General features: G+C 45.3%; 30 protein-coding genes. 6 read left to right on the top strand and 24 right to left on the bottom strand.

From position 1 onward, the window contains the following. Positions 1 to 4: 4 nt before the first annotated feature. Positions 5 to 700, bottom strand: coding sequence for an isoprenoid biosynthesis glyoxalase ElbB (gene elbB / locus K9J17_08320; GenBank protein MCF8276724.1), 696 nt, complete (start codon positions 698 to 700; stop codon positions 5 to 7). 80 nt (positions 701 to 780) lie between these two features. On the opposite strand from elbB, the gene K9J17_08315 reads away from it, so the two are divergent. Beyond that, the gene (locus K9J17_08315; GenBank protein ID MCF8276723.1) at positions 781 to 1,629 is read left to right on the top strand and encodes an agmatine deiminase family protein; all 849 of its coding nucleotides are present in this window, start codon (positions 781 to 783) and stop codon (positions 1,627 to 1,629) included. Positions 1,630 to 1,654: 25 nt separating this feature from the next. Here K9J17_08315 and K9J17_08310 read toward each other — a convergent pair whose 3' ends face one another. Next, the gene (locus K9J17_08310; GenBank protein ID MCF8276722.1) at positions 1,655 to 2,386 is read right to left on the bottom strand and encodes an NYN domain-containing protein; all 732 of its coding nucleotides are present in this window, start codon (positions 2,384 to 2,386) and stop codon (positions 1,655 to 1,657) included. Between the two features lie 327 nt (positions 2,387 to 2,713). Here K9J17_08310 and K9J17_08305 point away from each other — a divergent pair, with 327 nt between their 5' ends. Both K9J17_08305 and K9J17_08300 read left to right on the top strand, forming a co-directional pair. Further along, positions 2,714 to 3,073 (top strand): hypothetical protein, encoded by a 360-nt coding sequence (locus K9J17_08305; protein MCF8276721.1) that lies wholly within the window; start codon positions 2,714 to 2,716, stop codon positions 3,071 to 3,073. After that, positions 3,066 to 3,371, top strand: a complete 306-nt coding sequence (locus K9J17_08300; GenBank protein MCF8276720.1) for a hypothetical protein — start codon at positions 3,066 to 3,068, stop codon at positions 3,369 to 3,371. The genes K9J17_08305 and K9J17_08300 overlap by 8 nt, the downstream gene beginning before the upstream one ends. A 218-nt stretch (positions 3,372 to 3,589) precedes the next feature. Here K9J17_08300 and K9J17_08295 read toward each other — a convergent pair whose 3' ends face one another. From K9J17_08295 to K9J17_08245, 11 genes are all read right to left on the bottom strand, one after another. Further along, positions 3,590 to 3,829 (bottom strand): hypothetical protein, encoded by a 240-nt coding sequence (locus K9J17_08295; protein ID MCF8276719.1) that lies wholly within the window; start codon positions 3,827 to 3,829, stop codon positions 3,590 to 3,592. A gap of 60 nt (positions 3,830 to 3,889) precedes the next feature. Next, positions 3,890 to 4,957, bottom strand: coding sequence for an alanine/ornithine racemase family PLP-dependent enzyme (locus tag K9J17_08290; GenBank protein ID MCF8276718.1), 1,068 nt, complete (start codon positions 4,955 to 4,957; stop codon positions 3,890 to 3,892). A 2-nt stretch (positions 4,958 to 4,959) separates the two neighbouring features. Continuing rightward, complete coding sequence (locus K9J17_08285; GenBank protein ID MCF8276717.1) at positions 4,960 to 5,388, bottom strand: GNAT family N-acetyltransferase; 429 nt, start codon at positions 5,386 to 5,388, stop codon at positions 4,960 to 4,962. Between the two features lie 116 nt (positions 5,389 to 5,504). Continuing rightward, on the bottom strand, positions 5,505 to 6,401 hold the full coding sequence (locus K9J17_08280; protein MCF8276716.1) for a mechanosensitive ion channel family protein: 897 nt from the start codon (positions 6,399 to 6,401) through the stop codon (positions 5,505 to 5,507). A 47-nt stretch (positions 6,402 to 6,448) separates the two neighbouring features. Next, positions 6,449 to 7,210, bottom strand: coding sequence for a class I SAM-dependent methyltransferase (locus tag K9J17_08275; GenBank protein ID MCF8276715.1), 762 nt, complete (start codon positions 7,208 to 7,210; stop codon positions 6,449 to 6,451). 24 nt (positions 7,211 to 7,234) lie between these two features. After that, positions 7,235 to 8,062, bottom strand: a complete 828-nt coding sequence (gene map / locus K9J17_08270) for a type I methionyl aminopeptidase (GenBank protein ID MCF8276714.1) — start codon at positions 8,060 to 8,062, stop codon at positions 7,235 to 7,237. Further along, positions 8,062 to 8,490, bottom strand: coding sequence for a hydrolase (locus K9J17_08265; protein ID MCF8276713.1), 429 nt, complete (start codon positions 8,488 to 8,490; stop codon positions 8,062 to 8,064). The genes map and K9J17_08265 overlap by 1 nt, the downstream gene beginning before the upstream one ends. A gap of 15 nt (positions 8,491 to 8,505) precedes the next feature. Continuing rightward, entirely contained in the window at positions 8,506 to 9,123 is a 618-nt protein-coding gene (locus tag K9J17_08260) for a 2,3-bisphosphoglycerate-dependent phosphoglycerate mutase (GenBank protein MCF8276712.1), read from the bottom strand. A gap of 1 nt (position 9,124) precedes the next feature. Beyond that, positions 9,125 to 9,658, bottom strand: coding sequence for a peptide deformylase (locus tag K9J17_08255; GenBank protein MCF8276711.1), 534 nt, complete (start codon positions 9,656 to 9,658; stop codon positions 9,125 to 9,127). 6 nt (positions 9,659 to 9,664) lie between these two features. Next, a complete protein-coding gene (locus K9J17_08250; protein MCF8276710.1) occupies positions 9,665 to 11,092 on the bottom strand; it encodes a leucyl aminopeptidase in 1,428 nt (475 codons plus the stop codon). Between the two features lie 69 nt (positions 11,093 to 11,161). Continuing rightward, positions 11,162 to 13,447, bottom strand: coding sequence for a TonB-dependent receptor (locus K9J17_08245; protein ID MCF8276709.1), 2,286 nt, complete (start codon positions 13,445 to 13,447; stop codon positions 11,162 to 11,164). Between the two features lie 78 nt (positions 13,448 to 13,525). Between K9J17_08245 and K9J17_08240 the strand changes: the two genes are divergently transcribed. Continuing rightward, positions 13,526 to 14,182 (top strand): metal-dependent transcriptional regulator, encoded by a 657-nt coding sequence (locus K9J17_08240; protein ID MCF8276708.1) that lies wholly within the window; start codon positions 13,526 to 13,528, stop codon positions 14,180 to 14,182. Position 14,183: 1 nt separating this feature from the next. Further along, the gene (locus tag K9J17_08235; GenBank protein ID MCF8276707.1) at positions 14,184 to 15,020 is read left to right on the top strand and encodes a ZIP family metal transporter; all 837 of its coding nucleotides are present in this window, start codon (positions 14,184 to 14,186) and stop codon (positions 15,018 to 15,020) included. Positions 15,021 to 15,037: 17 nt separating this feature from the next. Here the strand turns inward: K9J17_08235 and paaZ are convergent, their stop codons facing one another. The 10 genes from paaZ to paaG form a co-directional block, all read right to left on the bottom strand. Then, positions 15,038 to 17,077, bottom strand: a complete 2,040-nt coding sequence (gene paaZ / locus K9J17_08230; GenBank protein ID MCF8276706.1) for a phenylacetic acid degradation bifunctional protein PaaZ — start codon at positions 17,075 to 17,077, stop codon at positions 15,038 to 15,040. A 97-nt stretch (positions 17,078 to 17,174) separates the two neighbouring features. After that, the gene (locus K9J17_08225; protein MCF8276705.1) at positions 17,175 to 18,134 is read right to left on the bottom strand and encodes a hypothetical protein; all 960 of its coding nucleotides are present in this window, start codon (positions 18,132 to 18,134) and stop codon (positions 17,175 to 17,177) included. A 186-nt stretch (positions 18,135 to 18,320) separates the two neighbouring features. Further along, positions 18,321 to 18,869 (bottom strand): hypothetical protein, encoded by a 549-nt coding sequence (locus tag K9J17_08220; GenBank protein MCF8276704.1) that lies wholly within the window; start codon positions 18,867 to 18,869, stop codon positions 18,321 to 18,323. Further along, positions 18,866 to 19,480: a transferase hexapeptide repeat family protein gene (locus K9J17_08215; GenBank protein ID MCF8276703.1), complete on the bottom strand. Its 615-nt coding sequence runs from the start codon at positions 19,478 to 19,480 to the stop codon at positions 18,866 to 18,868. Before K9J17_08215 ends, K9J17_08220 begins: the two co-directional genes overlap by 4 nt. Before the next feature lie 223 nt (positions 19,481 to 19,703). Further along, positions 19,704 to 20,909 carry a 3-oxoadipyl-CoA thiolase gene (gene pcaF / locus K9J17_08210; GenBank protein ID MCF8276702.1) on the bottom strand — a complete coding sequence of 402 codons (1,206 nt, stop codon included), beginning with the start codon at positions 20,907 to 20,909 and terminating at the stop codon, positions 19,704 to 19,706. Between the two features lie 9 nt (positions 20,910 to 20,918). Beyond that, positions 20,919 to 21,527 (bottom strand): MarC family protein, encoded by a 609-nt coding sequence (locus tag K9J17_08205; protein MCF8276701.1) that lies wholly within the window; start codon positions 21,525 to 21,527, stop codon positions 20,919 to 20,921. Positions 21,528 to 21,543: 16 nt separating this feature from the next. Beyond that, positions 21,544 to 21,963, bottom strand: coding sequence for a hotdog fold thioesterase (locus tag K9J17_08200; protein MCF8276700.1), 420 nt, complete (start codon positions 21,961 to 21,963; stop codon positions 21,544 to 21,546). A gap of 5 nt (positions 21,964 to 21,968) precedes the next feature. After that, entirely contained in the window at positions 21,969 to 22,808 is an 840-nt protein-coding gene (locus K9J17_08195; protein ID MCF8276699.1) for a prohibitin family protein, read from the bottom strand. An 87-nt stretch (positions 22,809 to 22,895) separates the two neighbouring features. Further along, a complete protein-coding gene (locus tag K9J17_08190; protein MCF8276698.1) occupies positions 22,896 to 24,050 on the bottom strand; it encodes a 3-hydroxybutyryl-CoA dehydrogenase in 1,155 nt (384 codons plus the stop codon). Positions 24,051 to 24,157: 107 nt separating this feature from the next. Beyond that, positions 24,158 to 24,940, bottom strand: coding sequence for a 2-(1,2-epoxy-1,2-dihydrophenyl)acetyl-CoA isomerase PaaG (paaG, locus tag K9J17_08185; protein MCF8276697.1), 783 nt, complete (start codon positions 24,938 to 24,940; stop codon positions 24,158 to 24,160). A gap of 140 nt (positions 24,941 to 25,080) precedes the next feature. On the opposite strand from paaG, the gene K9J17_08180 reads away from it, so the two are divergent. Further along, positions 25,081 to 25,377, top strand: a complete 297-nt coding sequence (locus K9J17_08180) for a hypothetical protein (GenBank protein ID MCF8276696.1) — start codon at positions 25,081 to 25,083, stop codon at positions 25,375 to 25,377. A gap of 3 nt (positions 25,378 to 25,380) precedes the next feature. Here K9J17_08180 and paaJ read toward each other — a convergent pair whose 3' ends face one another. After that, on the bottom strand, positions 25,381 to 25,863 hold the full coding sequence (gene paaJ, locus K9J17_08175; GenBank protein MCF8276695.1) for a phenylacetate-CoA oxygenase subunit PaaJ: 483 nt from the start codon (positions 25,861 to 25,863) through the stop codon (positions 25,381 to 25,383). Positions 25,864 to 25,917 lie beyond the last annotated feature (54 nt).

Genomic DNA, 25,917 nt, shown 5'->3' with positions numbered 1-25,917 from the left:
GAAATCAGGCGTCTTCCAGCATTTCAAACAGCTCATCTATGGCCTGTTTGATGTTGTTCCGCACATCGGTTATCGATGCTTCCATCATGTAGCAAGGCGCAGTGATGATCCGGTTTTTGTGATCAATTGAAATCTCGCGAATCGTCTTCATTTCAGCCACTGCACCTGTCTTTTCCATTCCTTGGCTGATCGCATCAATCTCGTAAGGCGAAGCCTCTTTCGTTGTACCAACCGTAAGATGTTCGTTCAATCCTGCACCTTGCAGCGCCTTGGCAATAACCGTTGGCCCCATACACAACCCAACAACAGGTTTCTTTGCGTTCACCATTTGGTTGATGATGCGCTTCACTTCTGCATTTATCTCGCCATCCGGTCCGCTGAAAGCCCAAGTGGTCAGGTTTTTGGCTGCGCCAAAACCACCGGGAATAACCAGCGCGTCCAAGTTATCCGCAGTCATTTCAGCGAGATCAGAAATGGCACCTCTGGCAATGCGTGCCGCTTCTACCAACACATTGCGGGCCTCAGGCATTTCCTCTCCTGTAATGTGATTGACGACATGATGCTGCTGGATATTCGGTGCCATACACACTGCTACTCCTCGGTTCTCGTCAATCGCTAAAAGCGTAAACACGCTCTCGTGAATCTCCGATCCATCGTACACGCCATTTCCTGAAAGAAGCACTCCTATTCTGTAACTCATTCTTGTTTGGTTTGCCGTGAAATTAGTGAATAGCGATGTTTCGAGAGAATTCATCTTCTTTGAACTTTGATTCAACGACCATGATTGCTGACAACCAAACCAACTTCCTTTACCTCTCAGACATCCTCCCAACGGAGCATCCAGCATTCTTCAAGCGCTTTGAAGCTGTGCTGAAAGAATGCGGTATTCCATTCGCGTTCCTTCCTAGTACCAAGGATATTTGGGCCAAGGATTTCATGCCCGTTCAAACACGGGAAGATGAGTTCATTCAGTTTAGATATGAGCCTGATTATCTAATGGATACGCCCGAAAATAGAGCGACCATTTCTGATGTGGATGCCATTTGTAAGGCCATTGGCATTAAACCCGTGAAGTCTGAGCTGAACTTGGATGGCGGCAATGTGAGCAAATGGACTGATCGCGCTATTCTTTGCGAAAAGGTGTTCCACGAAAACCCAAAATTGTCGGAAGATGAGGTGTTTGAAGAACTGATGGATTACTTGAATCTGAAGGAAGAAAACCTTCATTTTGTGCCTGAGGATGAACTGGATTTTACCGGCCACGCTGACGGCATGGTCCGATTTATAGATCAGAACACCTTACTCATCAACGATTATTGGAACGAGGAAGAAGAATTCCAAGAGCTCTTCCAATCGGCCATCGAAGCCATTGGTTTGGACGTGATCATCCTTCCGTATGAACCCGAAGACGACCCAACACTTGTAAGTGCCGTTGGGCTTTATCTGAACTATTTGGAGATGGAACAGGCGGTAATTGTTCCTGTGTTCAATTTACCTTCGGACAAGGAGGCTATGGAAATTCTCACCGAGATCTTCCAAGGAAAAAAGGTGGTAGCCTTGGAATGCACCGAATTGGCGCGCACAGGCGGTATTCTTAACTGCATCAGTTGGAATATCCTGAAGAGCTAATAGCTAATTCCTAACGCCTAATAGCTCAATTATTCTTCACATGAATCACTTTGAACTTGGCACCTGGCTGGGTTCGGGCGTCCACTTCAAACTGCTTGAGTGAACTGAAGAGCGGTGTCAACTTCTCAAAACCGAAGTTCCGCGAATCGAAGTTGGGTTGTTTCTTCAGAATGAGTTTGCCCACATCGCCCATAAAGGCCCAACCATCTTCTTCGGCCGCATCGGCCACCGAGCTTTTCAAAAGCTTGATAACCTCTGGCGTGATCTTATCCACCTGACGTTTCTGTCTGCGCTTCTTGCCTTTCTCCTCCACTTCCTCATCTTCATGAAGGATTTCGAGATAAATGAATTTATCGCAGGCTACAATGAAGGGATTTGGGGTCTTCTTCTCTCCTATTCCGTACACGTTCATTCCTGCTTCGCGAAGTCGTGTGGCGAGCTTAGTAAAATCGCTGTCGGACGAAACGAGGCAAAAACCATCCACTTTGTCTGAATAGAGAATGTCCATGGCATCAATGATCATGGCGCTATCCGTGGCATTCTTGCCAGTGGTATATCCGTATTGCTGAATAGGTGTGATGGCGTTTTCGAGCAAGATGTCTTTCCATCTGCCTAGGCGCGGATTGGTCCAATCGCCATAGATGCGTTTGATGGTGGGAGTACCGTACTTGGTGATCTCCTCCATCATTTCCTTGATATACTTACTAGGTATGTTGTCGCCATCGATAAGGACGGCCAGTTTAGTGTCTTTTGTCATAATAGAATTGTAATCGTACTCTGCCGCATATAGATTATTCGGGCGGCTTTGGTTGAGTAAAGGTAGGTGGAATTTCTGTGGTATGAGGAATGGCGGCTAGCTACGCCAAAGGTCACGGCTCAAACCTCGCTACAGATCATTTAATGTTCAATTCGGTGTATACGACTTGAGAAGAGCTAGCGCTTCTCACTATAAGTTGAGTTCACCAGTACTTGCTTGATTTGTGTGGCTTTGCTAAATACACAGTAAAAACCACACCTTGATTTGCAACGAACCTGTAGCTTTTCGCTTACTTTGAAAAACTAAATCAAACTGGCTTTTGTCAAGATGAGAATAACAACTGGAGACCTTGAAATTTTTGAAAGCGGAACAATCATCAGTTATGGTATTGACCCAATCACTTTTCACATTACCGAAAAAATACGAATTGTATTCAAGTTTAAAATTGATTCGCACCAGAAGGCCCACCAAGTCCGTGCTGAAATCAGTCAAGAAAATGAAATGACATTAGAATTTACAAACTTTGAAGAAGCACTCGGGATTGGAAATACACTGCCCTTAGAATTGGGTACGGTAAAAGGACGAAGACTTTTTTTAAACTATCGGATTTACTCTCTTGCAGACAAGTCGGTAGGTAAGACTGTGCATTATACTTGGTATTTAGGAGAAACGGTACAGAATGGATAAGTTAAAGTTGCCAAGCGACCCAGAGTTGGCTCGAACTGTTGTTGAAAAAACTTTTGAAAGCGAAAAGCACGCAAAAGAATTAGGTGTTCTTGGACGTTTTTTCGGGTCAGGAGATAGTGGCAAGATCAACATTGCTGGACTCTTCATCTTTTTAATATTTCTGTTTGGTGTAATGTGTACAGTACTTATCATGAATCTAACTCCAACCAAATGTGGAATAACGATTCTTGAACTTTGGGGTATCACTACTCCTCTATTGACATTAGCGTTAGGATACATATTCGGTAAGAATAATTAACCAAAGGGGACTCAATATCAATTGCACCAACCCCACCTCACTATAATCTGAGCTCAGTAACCCAAGCGCCCATGTACTGACCTCTATTGAGTTGTGCCAGTGCAAAGCCATCTTAACGCATTTCAATCGTAGTTAAATGGAGTTTAAATTCAGCTTGTACCTAACCCAACTTCAGTTTATGCTAACTTAACTTCAGTTTATGCTAACTTATCTTCAGTTTAGGCTAACTTAACTACGGTTAAAGCTAACTTAACTACGGTTAAAGCTAAGTTAGCTACGGTTAAAGCTAAGTTAGCTACGGTTAAAGCTAAGTTAGCTACGGTTAAAGCTAAGTTATATACGGTTAGAGCTAAGTTAGCTACGGTTAAAGCTAAGTTATCTACAGTTAGAGCTAAGTCAATTACAGTTAAAGATAGGTTGGATACAGTCAATTGAAGTTTAACTACAGTCGAACGCACGTTGAATTACGTTTAAAGAGACTGAACCCGCTCAGGTGCGTGTTTGATAGGTCCGAAAGCCTACACCAACCGTTTCTCAATATAATCTGAGTTCAGCAGGGCAAGCGCCCCCATGTATTTGAGTTTGAAGGAAACAAGGTCGCCTACAGTGTAGTTGCCGCTTTCTCCTATGTCGATCACCAACATGTCTGAACTGGCACCTACCACGCTTATCCTATCATCATCCGGAAGTAGAAAATCGGTGGAAACATCCAGCAGACCGATGTCGAGAATGGCGCGGTGCATGTTCTTTCCAAGGTCCTTTTCATCTACGGTAAATACCTCTCCCGAAGGATTCTGGGCCAAGGAACCGATGGGTACTTTCGGCTTTTCGGTGATCTCGATGACCTCGGCAAAAAGCTTGATCACATCTGCCTCCATTCCTTCGATGGTGCCCTCGCTGAGTAGATCAGCACCGAAAAAGAGCGTCTCTCCCACTCTGAAATGATTGACCACATCAGGCACCTGATGCTTGAACAGCATGGGAATGATGACCGATGTGCCGCCCGTCACCCATGGTATCTTGATGTTGAATTTGGCCTCGATCAGCTGCTCGTACAAGCCTAGCTGTATGAGTTTGTCTTGCGATGGCAGCACGCCATTGAGGCAGTTGAGGTTGGTGCCAATGCCTGATATCTTGATGTTAGGCAGTTTGAAAATGCTGTCGTAGAAATCCATCAGATGATCGCCCATAATGCCTTCGCGCAGATCGCCCATCTCTATCATGATGATGATCTTGTGCGTCTTATTCTGATTCACCGCTTCATCAGAAAGCATCTTGATGGTGGCAAATTCCGTGTTGAAACTCACATCGGCATACTTCACAATTTTGCTGATGCTACGCTTGGCGGGCGGCTTGATGTAAACCGTCTGCACCGTAGGGTCAATGCTCTTCACCACTTTCAGGTTGCTGATGCGCGAATCACAGATCTCCTTGGTGCCCAGTTTAATGATCTCTTCGATGTATTTGCGATTGCCGCAAAGCATCTTGGTCACCACCGCCCATTCTTTGCCGTGGTGGTTAAAAAGTGTGTCTAGAAATTGGTAGTTGTGGCGAAGTTTATCTCCGTAGAGTTCTATATACGCCATACTCAGCTTCGTTTTAAACGCATTTCGAGATACGGATTGGTGAAGCCGTATTTCTCGTAAAGTTTCTTAGCTGGATTGCTTGCTTCTACGTGTAGCGCGATATCGCCTTTGGCAAAGTTGAGCGTCTCTTGCATCAACTTCTTGCCAATGCCTTTTCCTCGATGATCTTTGTGTGTGGCGATGTACACCAGAATGTTTTCTGGAATGTAGCCTCCCATGCCCGTCTTGTTGACGATGACCACACCCGTAATGGTGTCTCCATCAAAAGAGACGAGCACAAAACCACCAAATGAGGTTGTTTCCTTCACAGCGAAGTTGAGGCACTTGAGAATATCGGCTTTCGGATCGCCATACGCTTCAAGATGCTGGTGAAGAAAATTGACTATTTCGCGCTTCTGTAACTCAGACGGAAGTTCCAGCGCATCGAACATCCGTGTTTCTATAGAATTTGAAATCATCATAAGCCCATAATACCATGAATGAGCGTGAAATCCTAATCATTCGGGGTATTTCTGAACTATCCCGTTCGCAAATGAAAGTCGAAAAACTACGCTTCTGGACGCTTTACAACGCTCGTAACCTCGGAGGTTGTGGTGGCTATGGTAATGTTATCGTGTTTGGCAATTTCATTTAGCAAAGCAGTGAAGATCTTATCCTTGGTAATGCCTCTGCTCTTGTAATCTACAATGTATCGAAGGGTAAAAGTGATCCAGTTCTCATCAAACTTCAGTCGTACTGAAGGACGAACATTCGCTTGTTCGACCCGAAATTTATAGGCCATTCGCTTCCAGTCCTTTTCACTTTTGATGGCGTAATCTTCGCACACATCATTCACCACTTTGGAAAACACTTTGCGTGCAAGTTCGTGATCGCTTTCCGTACGTATCGGCACTTTCACTTCATCCCACAGAAAAGGATATTCCGCAGAATAATTATGGATCTTCTCTTTAAAAACGTAGCTGTTGGCCAAGGTAATGATGCGGCCATTGTACAGATCTCCTTCTACCCAATCGCCCATTTCCATGATGGTGGTGCGCATCACACCAATGTCGATGATGTCTCCTTTGGCATCACCGATCTTTACGCGCTGTCCAACACTTGGCGTACCTGATAGGATAATACTTAACCAGCCCGCGAAACTGACAATCACCTCTTGCAATGCAAACGTGATACCTGCTCCCGCCAAACCCAAAGCCACACCCAAATTGCCCAGTTTATCGCCATAGATGATTAGCAGAACAATTCCGATAAGCACATAACCGATGAAATTGACCGCTTTCCGAACACTATAGCGATGATCGGTATTCTTGATGGTGGTATTCACCACCCGCTTTATCAGCGTGGTAACCACCACCACCGCCACAATTCCGATGGCTATAAAGGCCAATCGTTCTAGAACCGCATTGTGCAGCCACGTTTGAAAAAAAGTGGTTATCTGTTCCATTGAGTTAGCGTCTGCACTAAGGTAACGCAACCTGGCCAACAAAGGCTTTACTTATCGACTCTGTAAACCTTATCGCCTGGACCCAAGCGGTAACGGTCTTTCAGTTCTGGGCCAATTTCATTCGCCAAATCAATTCGCTGCGCTTTAAAACCGACTGCCTCAAGCTTAGAAGGATAATCGAGTCCATATAGACGAACGTGGTCTTTCTGCCAATAATGCTTCACGCGATCGGCTTCTGAAGTGATTTTCGGGTCTTCGAGCGTGGTTTCGCGCTTGTAGTCAACAGGGACTTGGAAAATGCCGAAACCACCAGGCTTCATCACGCGGTAGAGTTCGCTCATGGCCTTGTGATCATCTGCCACGTGCTCCAGAACGTGATTACAGAAAATCACATCAAAGGTGTTATCCTCAAAAGGCATGTCCATAATGTCGCACTTCACGTCTGCCAATGGAGAAAAGAGATCGGCTGTTATCAGATCGAGGTGTTTCATCTTGCGGAAGCGACCAAGAAATGGTTGCTCGGGCGCAATGTGAAGCATCTTGCGTGGTTTTGTGAAGAAGTCAGTTTGCTCTTTAAGATACAACCAAAGCACGCGATGTCTTTCTAACGTAAGACACTTTGGACAAAGCACATTATCGCGCTTCGCGGAACCATCGTATCCGTAAGGAAGCATCTTCCTAAACTTTCCTTCGCAAACAGGACATTCGTACTTGTTTCCGCCATAGAATACGGGCGAAAAGAAACTAAAAATGTAACTCAGTCTGATGAGTATAGGACGCGGAATGGTTCTGAGGAGAAAGTGAAACACTTTTTAAGTTTTAGGTAATAGGATTTAGCTATTAGCCTGTTGAAGCTGATAGAACGATTGCTTGTCTTTGAATGGATCTTCAATCCCTAATGCTTCGTAAACGTATTTGAAGGTTGATAGAATTTCAGGCTTTCCTCCAACAATGGCCACATCGTGCTCAAAGTGAGCAGATGGTTTGCCGTCCAAGGTTACAATCGTCCAGCCGTCTTCCAGTTGGGCCACATCAGCAGTTCCGAGATTGATCATCGGCTCAATGGCCAACACCAAACCGTCTTTCATCTTCTTCCCATGACCTCTTCTTCCATAATTAGGAAGTTCAGGATCTTCGTGCATGTGCGTTCCAAGTCCGTGACCGACCAATTCCTTTACCACACCATAACCGTGCTTTTCGGCATGATGCTGAACTGCGTAGCCTACATCTCCAATCCGATTTCCTGAACGGATCTGTTCAATTCCTAAATAGAGACTTTCCTCCGTAACTCTTAGCAATTGCTTCGTTTCTTCAGAAATCTCGCCAACGGCAAAGGTGTATGCGTGATCTCCGTAATAACCATTCAGAATGGCTCCACAATCGACCGAAATGATATCGCCTTCCTTGAGTGGCGTGTTAGAAGGAATTCCGTGAACCACTTGCTCATTTACCGATGTGCAAAGCGAGTTTGGAAATCCGCCATAGCCCAGAAATCCGGGCACGGCACCTTGGCTGCGAATGTATGCTTCGGCTACTTTGTCGAGTTCAAGCGGTGTAACGCCTGGTTTGATCAACTTAGCTACTTCTCCTAGGGTGCGCGAAACCACCAAGGCGCTTTCGCGCATCAATTCAATCTGCTCTCTTGTCTTTAAAACCGCCATTATCCTCTGAATAATTTACCGAACAATCCTTTCTTGACCTCTGGTTGTCGTTGCATTTGCTGTCCTGAAGCTTCCGGATGTATCAGGTTGAAAATCTCGCCCCAACCTAAAAAACCACCAACATTCCGATCATCAATGAACATGTCGCAATCTAACTTACGGCTAGCTTCATTCGGGTCGAATTTCTCCTCTGGAAAACTCTTGTTGATGGCGTAAAATTCGACACCATTCTGCCGACAGTATTCCACAGCTTCATCCAAGGTTTTCCCATGGCGATACGTCCACATGATCAAGCGATGACCACGTTTTTGTAACTCTTTGAGCGTAGCAAAAGCGAATGGCATTTCCTTGCCAATTGCTGGGTATTTGTGCTCCACTACTGTACCATCAAAATCAACCGCTATCACGAGCGATTTGCCCATCATCATATCCATGCTGCGAAGTTAGATATAATCTGTGCGAAGCACATTCAGGTCAGCATCGAACTCATACAGTTTCGGCTTGCCTGTTGGAACCTCTGTTTTCAGAATCTCGTCCGGAGTCATCTTTTCCAAGTACATGATCAGAGCGCGAAGACTGTTTCCGTGGGCTGCAATAATGATGGTCTTGCCTGCTTTCAATTCAGGTTCAATTACTGCTTTGAAGTATGGCAACACACGGTCGGCTGTTCCTTTCAAGCTCTCTCCTCCGGGAGGTGGCGTATCGAAACTTCTTCGCCAAATATGAACCTGCTCTTCACCAAACTCAGCACGCGCCTCGTCCTTATTCATTCCTTGCAGGTCGCCATACATGCGTTCGTTCAGCGCTTCGTTCTCCACCACTTCCAAATCGGTTTGACCAGTGACCTGAAGAATGTTCTGCAGCGTTTTTTGAGCACGCATCAGTGCGGAAGTAAAGCCAATATCGAATTTGTAACCCTTCAATTTCTCGCCTGCTTCTTTCGCTTCCGCGATGCCTTTTGGAGCAAGATCAACATTTACCCAGCCAGTGAAACGGTTCTGAGCATTCCATTCCGATTGTCCGTGACGGACGATGACCAATTTTGCGTACGGTTGTGTCATTTCAGCTATCGTATTCTAATTCGTAATTCGTTTCAATTTTTCGGTCTGCAATTCGCTTCAAATGCGTTTGAACCGACCGTTGCCTATGCTTATTCAATTTATCTAAGATGGAAATTCCATTCAACTGATCCATTCCATGCAAGATCCAACGGGCTGCAAGATCGGAAAACACAGCCGTTCGGGGCGTTAAATTCTCATCAAAAAAACTGATCTCAATCTCCTTTGGCCTATCGATGGAAACGGCCAAGCGTGGTATAGATAGATCATCTTCCAACTGAGCCGTAAGCGGAGCTTTGGTTAAGATCAACTCTGGATTGATGATAAGCTGACGGAAATCGACTGCATCTTGAGAAAGAAAATTCAGGTCGACAATAAAGGCCTGAAGATCCAATCCGAGATGCTTGGCAGAGACCAACGGATGCTTGACACGTTTCTGTACTTCGCGAAGTTGCGCAGCCAATTCCGAAGTGCCAGTGGCATTTCCAATTACCTGCGACTTCGTTTTATAGATGTTGTTTCCGAATGCTTTTATCAAAACAGATCAGGCAACAGATTTTTTCACAAAATCGTAAAGCAATCTAACTCCTGAACCTGTTCCGCCTTTCAAGCGATAGTCTTTGGAGCTTTCCATGAAAGCTGGCCCAGCAATATCCAAATGGATCCAAGGATAATCGGTGAAATGATTGAGGAACGTGGCTGCTGTGATGTTTCCACCTGCCGCACCGCCAATATTCTTGATATCTGCCACTTCCGATTTGATCACATCATGAAATTCCTTCCACATCGGAAATTCCATCAATCGCTCATACACGTTCTCACCACATTCCTTCAACAACTCCTTCTGCGGAGCTTTGTCAGCACACATGGCAATTCCATGGTAATCTGTGATACGTGCAGCAGCACCAGTCAATGTTGCCAGATCGATCACTAATTCAGGGTCGAATTGCTTTGCATAATGAAGCGCATCAGCCAAGATCAATCGACCTTCAGCATCCGTGTTCAAAACCTCCACGGTTGCTCCGCTCATCATGGTGATGACATCATCTGCAACCAGCGCTTTTCCGTCAATTCTGTTATCTGTTGATGGAATAAGACCGATAACGTGAACAGGTAATTTGTTTGCAGCAATGGCAGCCATTGCACCGCAAACAGCGGCTCCACCACCCATATCGCACTTCATATTTGCCATTTGTGCTACTTTAATATTGTAGCCACCAGTATCGTAAACCACTCCTTTTCCAACCAAAACATATGGTTTAGTATTCTTGGCGTTTGTCGGCTTCCACTCCAAAACATTGAAGGTTGGTGGCTCCACTGAACCTTTGTTCACTCCTAAAAGACCGCCCATTTTCAGCTCCTCGATCTTCTTTTTATCAAAAACCGTGGTACTGAAGCCAGTTTTTTTACCCAACTCAACTATCCGCTTGCTCCATTCTGTTGATGTAAGGGTAATAACAGGTTCGTTCACAAAATCGCGAGCAGCAAAAACGCCTGTCAAAATGTTGCTCAGTTCATCCAAATCTGCTTGCGAAGCATCCGAAACCACATTGATGGTGGACAAGGCGCGAGGTTTATTCGCATCTCCCGTCTTATAAGTGAGGAACTGATAATTGGAAAGCACGAGACCTTCCAAAACAGCCAGTAATTCATCCATTGGCACGCCAAGATTCACAATGGTGGCAAAAGTTGATTTCTCGCGATTAAGCAATGTGGTCAGTTTTGCTCCCAGCACTCGTGCATTCTGCAATCTGTAGCTGATCTCGGCATCCTTTTTCACTTTCGCCACTACTATTCCGTCTTCTGCTGCAGGAGCAAAAAACACTAATTCATCATCATTGATGCGCCCTTCTACTTTGGCCTGCAAAACGCCAAGTTCCGGAACTTGGGCAACATTTGCTTTTGTGGAAATTAGGTATATCACCGGACCGATAGGTCCCGTTACTTTTTTCAGTTCAATTGGTTTGCTCATGCTCATTCCTGGATTTTTTTGAGGCGCGCAAGTTAACCAAATGTTACCCTCGCCAAAGTCTAGCAAATATCACCCTCCAACAAACCATCTCACCCCGAAATACACTTCCCTGCCGTGAATGGGAGCATAAGCATAACTGGTATCGAACTTGGGACTGAAACCAACCGCGTAATTCGGATCATTGCTTCCTGTTAATGGTGAGAATGGTTGCCTATAGCCGACCAAGTTTTCGATGCCGAAATACACTTTCAGATTGATCTTCGGAATGTCTTTCGTGATTTGAAGGTTATCCAAATAGAAAGGTTTTGAGCGTATTGGACGAGGATTCGGCAGTTGTTCGCCAGCTTCATCCAGGTCATAAACTTCGGGCAATTGCATTGGCCCAGTGATATTTGCGGAATACGCGAAATCGAGTTTCCACTTTCTAAGCGTGTACACAAAAGAGAACACGCCCGACCATTCGGATGCGAAGAGTATCGGGCGGGTCTCAAACTGACCCAATTCGTTTCTATCTGTGGAAGTAGCACGCTGATAAGTGAAGCCGATGTTGCTTCGCAACGGAAACATGAACTGGTGATTGACCGATGCACTGATGCCCCACGTGCTTGCATGTCCGTCTGTGTTGCCGTAAATGATCTGGCCGGGAACATCATAGTTAGGGATGATCTTATTGACGAAGTAGGTGTAAAATCCATCCACATCAATGGAACCCTGCGAATTGCCCAAGGTGAACACATGGTTGAAATTGAGGGCTGCGTTATATGATTTCTCAGGCTTCAGTTCGTCTTCAATCACTACTTTTCGTTGCCCTGTAATGAAAGCATGATCTTCCGTAAATAGGTTTACAACCTTAAAACCAGTCCCGAAATTGCCACGGATGGTTGTCCATTTCCCTGGTCTGTATTTCAAACTCAAACGTGGCGATACGATCGGCCCATTGGCTTGGTAATAATCAAATCGGAAACCTGCAAGAATGGTCAGTTTCTCCTTGATGGCTTCCCAATCATTTTGCATAAAAATCCCTGGAATGGCTTGTCCCTTGGCGAAACTGGAACTCGAATCTGCTGTGGCAACCGTGTTGTCATCGTACCATTGGTAGCGTCCCGTGAGACCCGCAAGCAAATCGTGCCTACCAATTTTCCTACTCCAAATCAAGTTCAAGAACCCTATGTATTGCGTTGCGAGGTAGCGATGGTTGCCGTAAGCCGAATTCTGATCATGGAAACTAAACGAGTAGTTGATCCAGAACTTTTCCTTTGTAGGAAGATCGTACGTTCCAAGTGCTTCTACGCGATGTGTATAAATGCTTTCCCCGTAAATACTATCGTTTCCACGAATCTGCCTGTAAGCTCTGTCTTTTAAGAATTTCTCTACACCATTTCGTCTATCTTCATAGTAATACTTCAACATCAACGTGGCGCGTCTGTGCTCTTTCCGTTCCAATTGAAGTTTGGAAAACACCGAAATACGATCCATAGAAATGAGATCGCTAAAACCGTCTTGATTATTATCTACAAAAGTGTTCGTGTAAGCTAAACTGACACCTGTTGTGCTATATAGTAGCTTACCTAAGCCATGACTAAAAGCCACATCACCAAACACTTCTCCTTGAGAAGTTCCTTTGATGTGAACGGCCACAAGCGGCTGATCCTTAGGCCGTTTTGTAATGATGTTGATTACTCCGGCCATGGCCTCGGAACCGTATAGTGTTGAGTTCGGTCCTTTTATCACTTCCATTCGATCGATGATACTTGCTGGAATACTATTCAGACCGTAAACAGAAGCTAGATTTCCATAAAGCGGAGTTCCATCAATCAGCACAGCTGTGTAGGGTCCAGGAAGGCCATTTATGCTGATGCTGTTGGTAAAACACACGCCACAGCCTACCACTTCCTTCACGCCATTGACCAACCTAACCGCCTGAACCAAGTTGGTTGGAGTGGTTGTTTGCTCCAAAAAGCTGTGCGTGATGACATCAATTTTGATGGGAGAGGCGGAAACAAAGGTCTCTTTCATCGTGCCCGTTACAACCACTTCATCTAGCCCCAAAACAGACGGAATCATTGGCAATATTCCAAGATCTATCCGAGTTGAATTCAATTCAATCTTTTGAGTGAATGGCATAAATCCAACCGAAGAAATCTGCAGTTGATAATTCCCAAATGGGACGTTTTTGAGTTCAAATTCGCCATTTTCTTTGGCAGATGTCCCAAGTGTTGTTCCCTTCAAGACCACATTCGCAAATGGGATGCAGGCGGCTCCGTCACTTACAATGCCAATGATAGAACCGCTTTGAGCAAAGACTCCAACGCTCCAGATCAACAATAGGAAAAATATGGTAATCCTAAGATTCATGCGACAAAACTAAATTTATTTTTAGACCAGTCTAAATTTTAGTTTTGACAACCTTAATTTAAATACCTTTGTCGGCACATGTCACAATCATTTACAGAGGAGAATTACCTCAAGGCCATTTATAAGCTATCGCGGAAATCTGAGAAGGGCGTGAGTACGAACGCCCTTGCCGAACGGATGGAAACGAAAGCTTCGTCTGTTACCGATATGATCAAGAAGTTGGCTACAAAGAAGTTGGTCGACTATCAGAAATACCAAGGTGTTACGCTGACAAAAAAGGGTCAGAAGATTGCGGTTGACATCATCCGAAAACACCGTTTATGGGAAGTGTTCCTTGTAGAGCATCTGGGTTTCGGTTGGGATGAGGTGCATGAAGTAGCCGAGGAATTGGAGCACATCAATTCGGATACGTTGATTGAACGATTGGACGTGTTTTTAGGTCGTCCGAAGTACGATCCGCATGGCGGACCAATTCCTGATAGCGAAGGGAATTTTCCTGCACCAGCCCGTGTAAAATTGGATGAATTGGAAGTTGGAAAACGAACGAAGGTGATGGGAATTACAGAACATTCTGAAGCATTCTTAGCGCATCTGAAAAAACTCGGATTGGAACTGGGAGCCGAATTCACCCTGAAGGAACGCCACGACTTTGACCGCTCCATCGAAATTCAACTCGGAGGAAAGACTATTCAACTGAGCCAAGACGTAGCTAAAAACATATTTGTAGCCTATTAACATGGAACTATTCGAAACCGCAAAATTCTGGTTCTTAGAACAAAACCCGATGCTGCAGGCCTTCATGGCCACTTGCTTCACTTGGTTTCTCACGGCCGCAGGGGCATCGTTGGTTTTCTTCTTCAAAAGCATGAAACGCCAATTGTTTGATGGGATGCTTGGCTTTACTGGTGGTGTGATGATTGCTGCCAGTTATTGGTCGCTGCTCGCTCCTGCCATCGAGATCACACCAGAAAGCAATCCAGGTGTTCCGATCTGGTTTCCTGCAGCAGCAGGATTTCTTGCAGGTGCGCTTTTTCTTTTCGCGTTGGATAAAGTTATGCCTCACTTGCACATCAATTTTCCTGTTACCGAAAAAGAAGGGGTAGAAACCAAATTGGACCGAACGCTTTTATTGGTTTTGGCAATCACGTTACACAATATTCCCGAAGGATTAGCGGTGGGAGTTGCCTTTGGAGCAGTAGCTCATGGAATTGAAGGAGCATCCATCGGAGCTGCAATCGCTTTAGCCATTGGTATCGGCATTCAGAATTTCCCTGAAGGATTGGCGGTTTCAATGCCGCTCCGAAGGCAGGGCGTCTCGCGTTTTAAGAGCTTTTGGTACGGTCAGCTTTCTGCGGTGGTGGAACCAATTGCTGGTGTGATCGGTGCAGCAGCCGTTATCTATGCCTTCCCTATTCTACCCTATGCATTGGCCTTTGCAGCTGGGGCGATGATCTATGTGGTGATTGAAGAAGTAATCCCAGAAACGCAGCTCGACAAATATGCCGATACCTCCACCCTCGGTTTCATTGGTGGTTTTATTGTGATGATGGTGCTGGACGTGGCGTTGGGTTGATTACACGACTAAACCATCTACTGCTCCAAATTCCTCACCATGGTAAGGATGGTGGCTATGGCGCAGGTTTCGTTGTCTTGGTCATACACTTCAACTAGCCATTTTACAATGCCTTTGCGAATGTCTTCAGCATCTTTCTTCTCTTGCTGCACCTTCTCTTTGCAAGTAAGGCGCACGCCAATGGTCATTCCTGGATAGACTGGCTTGGTAAACCGTGCTTCGTCAATGCCGTAGTTAAGTAGCACGGGGCATTTTCTGTTCTCTACAAACATGCCTGCTGCTTTGCTCAGAATCCAATAGCCATGCGCCACGCGACCTTCAAATAAGGTTCCACCAAGCGAAGTGACGTCTGTGTGAGCATAAAAATGGTCGCCACTCACATTCGCAAAATTGATGATGTCGGTTTCTGTAACGGTGTGCTTGTGTGTGATAAGCGTCTCTCCTATTTCCACCTCCTCAAAATGCTTCATGAATGGATTGAGCAGCACTTCTTTCTGCTTCGCCCCTGGCTGATAGATGTTGGTGATGGCGGTGATCATACTTGGCGAACCTTGTATGGCCGTGCGCTGCATGTAGTGCATTACGCCTCGTTTTCCGCCCATCTCTTCTCCTCCACCCGCTCGTCCCGGGCCACCGTGCACCAACAATGGCATAGGCGACCCGTGGCCTGTGCTTTCCTTAGCACAATCTCCATTCAAGACCAATACTCGACCGTGATACGAAGCAGCGCCAAGAGCGAAATTGCGTGCTGTCTTTTCGTTGTTTGTAACGATGGAACAACACAGCGAGCCCAAACCAAGTTTGGTCAAGGCTACAGCTTCATCCAAGTTCTTATAAGGAAGAATGGTGCTTACTGGGCCAAAAGCTTCAATATTATGAACGGCCGAATTGTTGAAAGGGTCATCGTTTCGCATCAGAATTGGCGACATGAATGCTCCTTTCGAACCATCGGCACCTATGGCATTCACCTGATCGAGATTTCCGAATACGATCTGATTCTCTTTCATCAGCAAGGCCACTTGTTCTTTCACTTCGCGCATTTGGTCCTGCCCTGCCAAGGCACCCATTCTTACACCTTCTGCCGTTGGCGCACCAATGACTGTTTTCTCTAAGCGTTGCCCTACAGCTATCTGCACGTCTTCCACCAGATTTTCGGGAACAATGATCCTGCGGATGGCTGTACATTTCTGACCGCATTTCACGGTTATTTCCTTCACCACCTCTTTAATGAATAGCTCAAATTCGGGCGTTCCCGGAACAGCATCTTCGCCAAGTACCGATGAGTTCAAACTATCGGCCTCCATATTAAAAGGCACCGAATTGTTGATGATGGAAGGTTTTGCTTTCAGCATTCTTCCAGTAGTTGCAGAACCCGTGAAAGTGACCACGTCCTGACTTTCTAAATGATCCAACAAATCGCCTGCCGAACCGCAGATCAATTGCAAAGATCCTTCAGGAACGATGCCCGATGCGATGATGTCTTTCACCATCACTTCCGTAAGAAACGAAGTAACTGTGGCCGGTTTCACCACAGCTGGCACTCCGGCCAACCAATTGACAGCCACCTTTTCCAGCATTCCCCAAATAGGGAAATTATAGGCATTGATATGAACGGCAACGCCTTCTTTTGGCACCATGATGTGATGACCGATGAAGGTTCCGTTCTTACCCAATGGCGCGTATTCGCCATCTACATAATAGCTTTCATCTCCGAACTGCCTGCGCAAACTGGCATTGGCAAATAGATTACCGATGCCGCCCTCAATATCAATCCAACTATCAATGCGCGTGGCACCTGTCAAGTAGCTCACTTCATAATAGCGTTCCTTGCGTTCGAGGAGATACATGGCCAATGCCTTCAGCATCAATCCGCGTTCTTGAAAGGTCATTTTCCTCAGGGCCTCGCCACTCTTTCGTCCGTATTGCAGCATGTGTGCAAAGTCCAAACCTTTGGTGGTGGCGGTGGCCACTAATTCGCCCGTAACGGAATTGAACAATGGGGTTCCCTCTCCATCACCCTCTATCCATTTTCCGCCTATGTAGTTCTGTAGTTTCATTCTATGCTATTTGATGCGTAAATATACTTTCCTCCTCCAAACAGAAAGGGCGCACATCCGAAGATGTGCGCCCCTCAACATTTTCTAATAAAGAAGCTTAATAGCTGAAAACTGCGCTATTGGAGTTATTCCCCACATTCCAACTAACTTCAAAACCGTAGGCGCATGTACCCGAGGCAGGGTTGCCACTTTGGTCTACACCCAAAGTAAGCGTGTAATCATCGCCATCCACTTCGTGCACTAATTGACCCGAATTGAACCTCCACAGTCCGCAATATGTGTTTGAATGAATGGCCTGTGTGTAATAGGTGATAAAATCGCTTCCATATCGATTAACTCCCCACGAATCGATTCCACTCGTTCCGTTTATGGTGGTATCGCCATTCGCTTCAAAACCAATGTAGGCGTACGGAATAAGCGGGTCGTTTCCTGCTGGAGAATAACTCCATATCACAGTTCGAGCATGGTTCCAACTGGCGCTCTGCCCATTATCGAACGAAACAGCCATATCCAATGAACGCGATTCATAGGTAAGATCAGATGTTCCTTGCAAAAATTGCCACCAATTGTGTCCATTCACATTTTTCAACGTCTTTATACCATCAAATTCAATGGAACGACCACTGCTCAGGTGCGTCACCTTGAAATTGGAAAAGGTCTGTTTAATGACAGCTCCAGCCTCTGCCCAGCTGTTTCCTGCCACTAATTGCACCTTTATCTGTCCGGCACGTGTTCTGGATGGACTGAAACATGGCGTAGTGCCATCAAAATTGAAGTAGAGAATGCCTTGGTTCACATCGGTACAATCGATAGTGACACCGCAAAGTGGGCTGGAGAAGATCTGATCGTGATAATCGGTTTTTCCAAACCCATCAATGTCGCTCAATGCATCATTGATGTCATTGTCAGCTTGATCCAACTCTGCTTTGTAGGTGTTCGAATCTGTATTGAACTGTTCGATCTTGGCATCAAGCAGTTTTCGGAATGCACCGCAGCCAACGATAAATGCCGTAACGAACATGGCAACGGCAGCAATTTTAAGAATGGAATATTTCATTGAAGTACTGTTCTTGTTTTATGATTTAAAAAGTGAATCACGATGGTTTTCATTTACATCAAAGATTAAACCAAAGTTAGCTTTGAAATATTGCATTACGAATGATAAATGTCAAAATCTTTATCCGTCCATGCAATCGAATAACGGTTTGAATTCTAGCTTACCTTGTTCAAGCAGAGATCTTTTTCATTCTTGGTGCATCCAAGCGTATCCACTTCCACTCCAATAAATAATTCCACTGGAGTGCCCATGCTTTGGCAGCAAATGAATTGCTTTGGTCTTCAGGTAAAATCCATTTATCGAATCAGAACCTAATATGTCGCCTGTTTGAGCGTCAATAATGGTTGGAGCGATGTAAAATCCTTCCGGAATGAACTCCATAGAGCCGATCCATCTAAGATTGGCAATACCATTAACCTCTCTACCTGCTCCGAAAATAGATAGTTGTTCAGCATTTTTGCCGTCAATGATCCTTACACCGATCTCGTTTGTACTTGAATTTGCCACCAACGAAACCAACTCAGAATACCCATCACCATTAAAATCCTCAACAAGACCGTACTCGGAATATCGTGTATAGTTCACGGTGGTGTCATAGTCAATCGCTGCACCTTCATCAGCTTTTGCATCTGAAATCCCAGTGGTTTCATTCAATGCCGGCTCCTTTTCCTCATTAGAAGAATGGCATCCTACTGCAATGACCACCATAAACAAGGCCGGCCATCTGAAAATCATTTCGTCTTGCTCCAGGTTTCAAATAAGTCTTTCTGCTGCCCGTAGTAGGGATCAGTTTCCGGAATGGAATCTGAAGAGAGCACATCTTCCAAACCAAGTTCTTTCAAGGTTGCATGGCTTTCTTTTGGTAGGGATTGATAGAGTTTGGTCCCTTCTGTTTTCCAAGCGATCATATCGTCAGAAACATCTTTGATGATCTTGGCAGGATTGCCTACCACGATCTTTCTGGTTGGGATTTTCATCTCAGCGGGAACGAAACATAAAGCTCCAACGATACTCTCCTCGCCTACTTCGGCATCATCCATCACCACGGCATTCATCCCAATAAGACAATTCTGAAGCAAAGTGGCTCCGTGTATAATAGCTCCATGTCCGACATGCGCTCCTTTGTGTAGCCAAACGGTTGTGCCTGGAAACATGTGAATGGTACAATTCTCTTGCACATTACAACCGTCCTCGATCACAATTCTGCCCCAATCGCCACGGATTGCTGCGCCTGGACCGATATACACATCCCTCCCAATCTGAACATTACCAACAACGCTTGCGGTTTGATGCACAAAAGCTGTCGGATGAATCCTCGGACGCATTCCATTGAATTCGAATATCATAGTTGTTGGCGGTTAGTTTCTGTAGTAAATCGACATATTTCTATCCGAATTCATCACATTCCTATCGGAATTCAGTGTTTTCCTGTTATAATTCGTCACATTCCTATTATAATTCAGCATTTTCCTATCGGAATTTCCAACATTTCTATTGAAATGTCTCGAATTTCAATTGGAATTTGACATTTTCGAACTTGAATTTGCCGTTTTTCAATTCCCATCCCCATCAAACCCGTTCAATAATGGTGGCGTAGCCCTGCCCTACCCCAATGCACATCGAAACCAAGGCATAGCGCTTATTCGTCTTTTGCAATTGGATGGCCGCAGTTTGCAGAATTCTAGCTCCGCTCATTCCCAGTGGATGACCGATGGCAATGGCACCTCCATTCTGATTTACACGAGCATCATCATCGGCCAAGCCCATTATGCGCGTACAGGCAAGCACTTGCGCTGCGAATGCTTCGTTGAGTTCAATCACGTCTATTTGATCGAGTGTCAAACCAGCACGTTTCAATGCTTTTTCGGAAGCGTAAACCGGTCCGATGCCCATGATGCGTGGTTCAACTCCAGCAACAGCGGCAGAAACGATGCGGGCCATTGGTTTGAGGTTGTGATCTTTTAATGCTTGTTCGGATGCGATGAGCATGGCGGCTGCGCCATCATTCAATCCAGAACTGTTTCCAGCAGTAACGGAACCATCTTTCTTGAAAGCGGCTCTGAGTTTTCCTAGAACTTCCAAGGTCGTATTCGGCTTAATGAATTCATCTTTCTCAAAGCTGATGGCTTCGCCTTTCCGTTGCGGAATCTGCACAGCAACGATTTCTTCAGCCAATCTGCCGGAAGCTTGTGCAGCAGCCGCTTTCATGTGCGAATTGTGGGCGAACAGATCTTGAGCTTCGCGCTCAATGCCGTACATCTCCACCAAGTTCTCTGCTGTTTGTCCCATGCCTTCGGTGCCGTACAATTCCTGCATTCTGGGATTGATGAATCGCCATCCGAAGCTTGTGTCGAACATTTCAGAATCTCTTCCAAATGGCTGACTTGCTTTAGAGATCACCCACGGCCCACGCGTCATATGTTCAACTCCACCTGAGATATATAAATCTCCATTTCCTGTCTGAATGGCTCTTGCTGCATTGATGGTCGAGGCCATTCCAGATGAACATAATCTATTCACAGTTTCGCCACCGACCGACCAAGGAAGTCCTGCCAAGAGCAAGGCCATTCTTGCCACGTTCCTATTGTCCTCTCCTGCCTGATTGGCACAACCGAAGATCAGATCCTCAATGGCTGATGGATCCAAATTCGGATTCCGACTCATCAATTCCCGAATAGGAATGGCGGCCAGATCATCTGCCCTTACAGGTGCTAATGTGCCTCCAAAACTGCCAACTGGTGTTCTTATGGCGTCAACTATAAATGCTTGTTTCATTTTCCGTTTTTATGTTGCAAAAAATCCTTTCAAACCAGATAGAATACTCTGTACACCGTAAGATGCCAAAATAAGTCCCATCACTTTACTGATAACCGTGATCCCGTACTCCCCAATTCGTTCTTGAACCTTGTTTGCCGCAAGCAGAAGTAGGCTGGTCAAACCTACCACAACCGCAACTAAAAAGGTGGTTACCGCCTGTTGTTGAATGGTATAAATATGATTATCCGTCATCAAGACAACTGCCATGATTGCCCCTGGCGAAGCTATTGACGGTATTGCTACAGGGAATATCGTCACGTGTTTGTAGTCTTTTATAAGGTGCTTTTCCATTTCAGGCTTACCATCGCCAAAGATCATGGTGAGTGCAAACAAGAACAGAATCACTCCTCCTGAAATCTGAAATGCATCAAGCGATACACTCATTCCTTCAAGCACAATCTGACCAAGAACGATAAAAACCAATAAGATAAGAAACGCAACAACTGAAGCGCGAATAGCAATTTTCCGCTTGTGTCTTTCGTCAAAATGCTTCGTTGCTTCCAAATACACAGGGACAGAACCAACAGGGTCTAGAACGGCAATTAGAAAAAGAAGTGTTGCAATTATTTCATTCATGTGGCAAGTGGATAAATCAAACTTCCCATTCCTTTCCTGTTCGATAAACGGTTCCTTTGAACAGTGCCACGGTTTCATTGCGCTGGTTGGTGACGATAATCTCATACACACCGATCTTGGTGGTGAGGTTTTTCTCAACCGCAATTGCTGTTAGCACATCGCCTTCCTTTACTGGTTTTGTGTGAGAAATGGATGTTTCGATGCTGACACTTTGAATGCCGTGACTGTTTGAGGCAAAAGCCAAAGCCGAATCCGCCAAACTGTAGGTAATGCCGCCATGAGCGATGTCGAAACCATTCAGCATTTCCTTAAGAACAGTCATTCTGAGAACTGACTTTCCGGCACCGTCTTCCACACGCTCGATTCCCAGCCATTGACTGAATGGATCGTTGTTGAACATTCGGTCAACCACGCGTTTTGCGAGATCCTCTGCCATTTCTTTTACTGATTGCCGAGTATCAAGGGCAGACCATCGCTGTTTCCAACTACTACCACTTTGGAATTTGGCGATTTAGCCAATTCTAAGGTTGCTGCAATACCTTTTTCCTTCAGGATATTGTCCGTTAGCGAAGCGTTTAGAATACGGTTAGCCGCAGCTTTACCTTCGGCTTCAATACGGATTCTTTCTGCCTCTTTCAATTCTCGCTGAAGTCTGAATTCATATTCTAGCGATTCTTGTTCCTGCTTCAGCTTATTCTCGATGGCCGTTTTAATGGTTGTCGGCAAGGTAATATCGCGCACCAAAACCTCATTCAACTGAACGTATTGCGGATCAAGGATTTCCTTTGTCTCTAAATAAATCTCTTCCTGAATGGCGTCTCGCTTGCTGGAATAGATCTGTTCCGGTGTGTATCTGCCAACTACAGATCGCGTTGCCGAACGAACAGCTGGCTTAACCAATCGATTCAAATAATCCTGACCTTTCTCTTGGTGCAACTTGGGCAATTTCGATTGATCCGGATGATACCACGCGCTCAAATCGACCGTAATTTCCAGTCCGTTGGCAGAAAGCACCGACATTTGTTCGAGGAGTTCATTCTGCCGCACTTCGTAACGGATCATATTATTCCAAGGTGCGATGACATGAAAGCCTTCTCCGTAGGTATGTGTCGTATCAACTCCATTTCCGAATGTTCTAAAAAGAACACCTGCTTCTCCTGCATGAATGGTGACAGACATTTTCGTAAAGCCGATCATCAGCACAATAAATACTGCAATCATGATGAAAACCGACTTGCTCAACTTTGAAACTCGGTCCTGTACGTTTCTGAAATCTGCCATCTTATAGTTGTTTTAGGTTTGTTGGTAAGATACGATAGTTATCTCAAACCAATAAACCCCAATCGTTGAACACTGTTCAAAGGAATCCTAGTAGAATGTCTTTCCTTCCTTCACCATTCTGCGCAGCAGCACGCAAGCGCGATAACGGTCTTCGCGGTAATCTTCATACAGCGAATCGATGCGATGAAGCACGTTTTCCAATCCACGTTCGTCTCCCCAAGCAAGCAAGCCTTTCGGGTAATTCACGCCTTTGGTCATGGCCAGATCGAGGTCTTCTTTGGATGCAACGCCAAAATGCAATGCATCAATGGCTGAATTGATGAGCAAGCATAGTACGCGGTTCACAATCAGTTCTCCCAACGCCTTGCTTTTATTTGGTTCTGGTTGCACGGCTCCTTCCGAATAATCGTAGTAGCCTTTGCCCGATTTTCTACCAAGCAATCCGCCTTCTACCAGTCGTTGCTGAATAACTGACGGTCGGTATCTACCATCGTAAAAGAAGGATTTGAATGCTGTTGATGTAACCGCAAAGTTGATGTCGTTTCCGATCAGATCCATCAGTTCAAAGGGTCCCATTCGGAAACCACCGATTTCTTTCAATGCCCAATCGATGGTTGCTTCATCAGCAATTCCTTCTTCCAGAATTCTGATTGACTCCCCGTAGAATGGACGAGCAACACGGTTCACGATAAAACCAGGAGTGTCTTTGGCAATAACAGGAACTTTGCCCCAAGCCTTCATCAGGTCTTTCATTTCTTCTGCCAAACCATCTCGCGTCAGCATGCTCGGAATCACCTCTACCAACGCCATCAATGGTGCCGGATTGAAGAAGTGAATGCCAATTACGCGACTTGGGTCTTTCAGTTTTCCACCTATTGCTACAATCGGAAGTGTGGATGTATTCGAAGCGAGAATGGCTTCATCGCCACAGATCATTTCCAATTCCTGAAACAGTCCTTGCTTGATCTCCTGGTCTTCGATAATCGCTTCGATGACCAATCCGCAATGCTTCAGATCGTCAACACTTCGCGTGTATGTGATTCGTTTGGCACAGGCTTTCGCTTCATCCAAGGTCATTTTACCTTTTTCTGCCAATCGGCTGAAAATTAGCTGATGCCCTTTTGCTGCTTTTTCCAGCGCATCTGGAAAACTGTCATTCAAATAGACTTTATGTCCTGCTTGTGCCGCAACTTGAGCAATTCCTGCTCCCATGCTTCCTGCCCCGACAACTCCTACAATCAATTCGTTCATTGCTTTAATTCTTAACCACAGAGATCACAAAGATTTCACAAAGGACACAAAGAAAACCTCTGTGAATCTCAATTTCTCATTTAGTCTCTGTGCAAAGATTACTCTCCTTTAAATACTGGTTTACGTTTCTCCAAAAAAGCATTGATTCCTTCGGCATTGTCGTAGGTTCTGCCTGCTCTTCCTTGCAGATCACGTTCAACTTCGAGTTGTTGATCAAGATCGTGGTTTAAGCTCATGTTGATTGCTTTCTTGATCAAACCCAAGCCTTTGGTTGGCATTTTGGCCATTCGTTTCGCGAGTTCCATGGCGCTTTCCATGAATTCAGCATCAGGGTAAACGCGATAGACGATGCCAAGGTCTTTTCCTTCCTGAGCGGTCATCTTCTCTCCAAGCATCATCAATTCTGCGGCTTTGTGCATTCCCACCATTCGAGGTAGAAAATATGTACCGCCTGTATCTGGAATCAAACCAATGTTGATGAACGATTGGATGAACTTGGCGCTTTCTGCTGCCACAATGATATCGCAGCAATAGGCCAAATTGGCGCCTGCTCCTGCCGCAACGCCATTCACCGCAGCGATCACTGGTTTTTTAATGGCGCGAATCTTCCGAACCATCGGATTGTACTTCGATTCTACGTGTTCTTCGATGCTTGCCGCGTTTGGTTCAATGGCCTCTTCCAGATCCTGTCCAGCGCAGAAACCTCGTCCTGCACCAGTTATCAGCACACATCTCACCTCAGGATTTTCCATGCAATGGTCCAATGCCGATTGAACATCATAGGCCATTAATTGATTGAAGCTGTTGAGTTTATCAGGTCGATTAAGCGTAATCACAGCAACGCCATCTTCTATTTTGAAATCTATGATATCGAATGTCATCTTGAATTTTTGATGCGACTAAGGTAGAAAGCCACCTGAATCTCCCAAAGTTGGAAATTGGTCAGCAAATAGATTGACCTCCGTCATTGAACAACAGATGACTTGCAGTAAATTGCATCGAATCTTAAAACGTAAATCAAATGAAGTATCTATTTTCTCTCGGATTGATTTTTTTGCTTTCCAACCCATTTGACGCCTCTGCTCAGGCCATGTATAAAAAGGATGACCTGAAACGGATACTCGAGACCTACAACGAAGTCGTGATCAATATGCCAGGTTGGGAATATAAGTACACTGGAAACTGGATCACAACCATGACGATTGAAGGTGATTATACCGTTGCTTTTACAAGAGGCAAAGTGACTCACTCTTACGACCTAAGCAAAGCCATCTTCATCCAAGAAGAAGGTAGCTACGTAAAGGTGTGGTTGAAGTAACCTTCAAATGCACTTGAAATAGTCATAAGGCTCTTTGCAGTCTTGACATTGATACAATGCTTTACAAGGTGTTGAGCCGAACTGGCTCAACATTTTTGTTTTACGACTTTTGCAATTCGGGCATGTCACTTCTTTTGGATGGCCCAAAAGCGCATTCTTATCTGAAGTGGCTTGTTCCGGTGGTGCTATTCCGTAATCCTGTAAGGCTTTCCGTCCCTTTTCGGTGATCCAATCAGTAGTCCAAGCTGGCGAGAGCACGGTATTGATCTTGTACTCATCAAAACCTACGCCTTGCAGCACCGCTTCAATATCTTCTTCCATCACCTTCATGGCAGGACAACCGGAATAGGTAGGCGTGATGGTTATCTCAGGATTTCCGTGAACGAATTTGGCATCACGAATTACTCCAAGGTCAACCAAGCTGAGAACAGGTATCTCAGGATCCATGACCTCATCGAGCAGATTCCAAAGTTCTTCTTCGTTCATTGTTCGTTATTCAATCCCCCGCCTCGTTCCTCGGCACCCCCTTTAAAAGGGGGA

Source organism: Flavobacteriales bacterium, from assembly GCA_021739695.1.
Classification (GTDB): Bacteria; Bacteroidota; Bacteroidia; order UBA10329; family UBA10329; genus UBA10329.
Note: the sequence above shows the minus strand (reverse complement) of the source record. Positions and strands in the feature narration are given on the sequence as shown.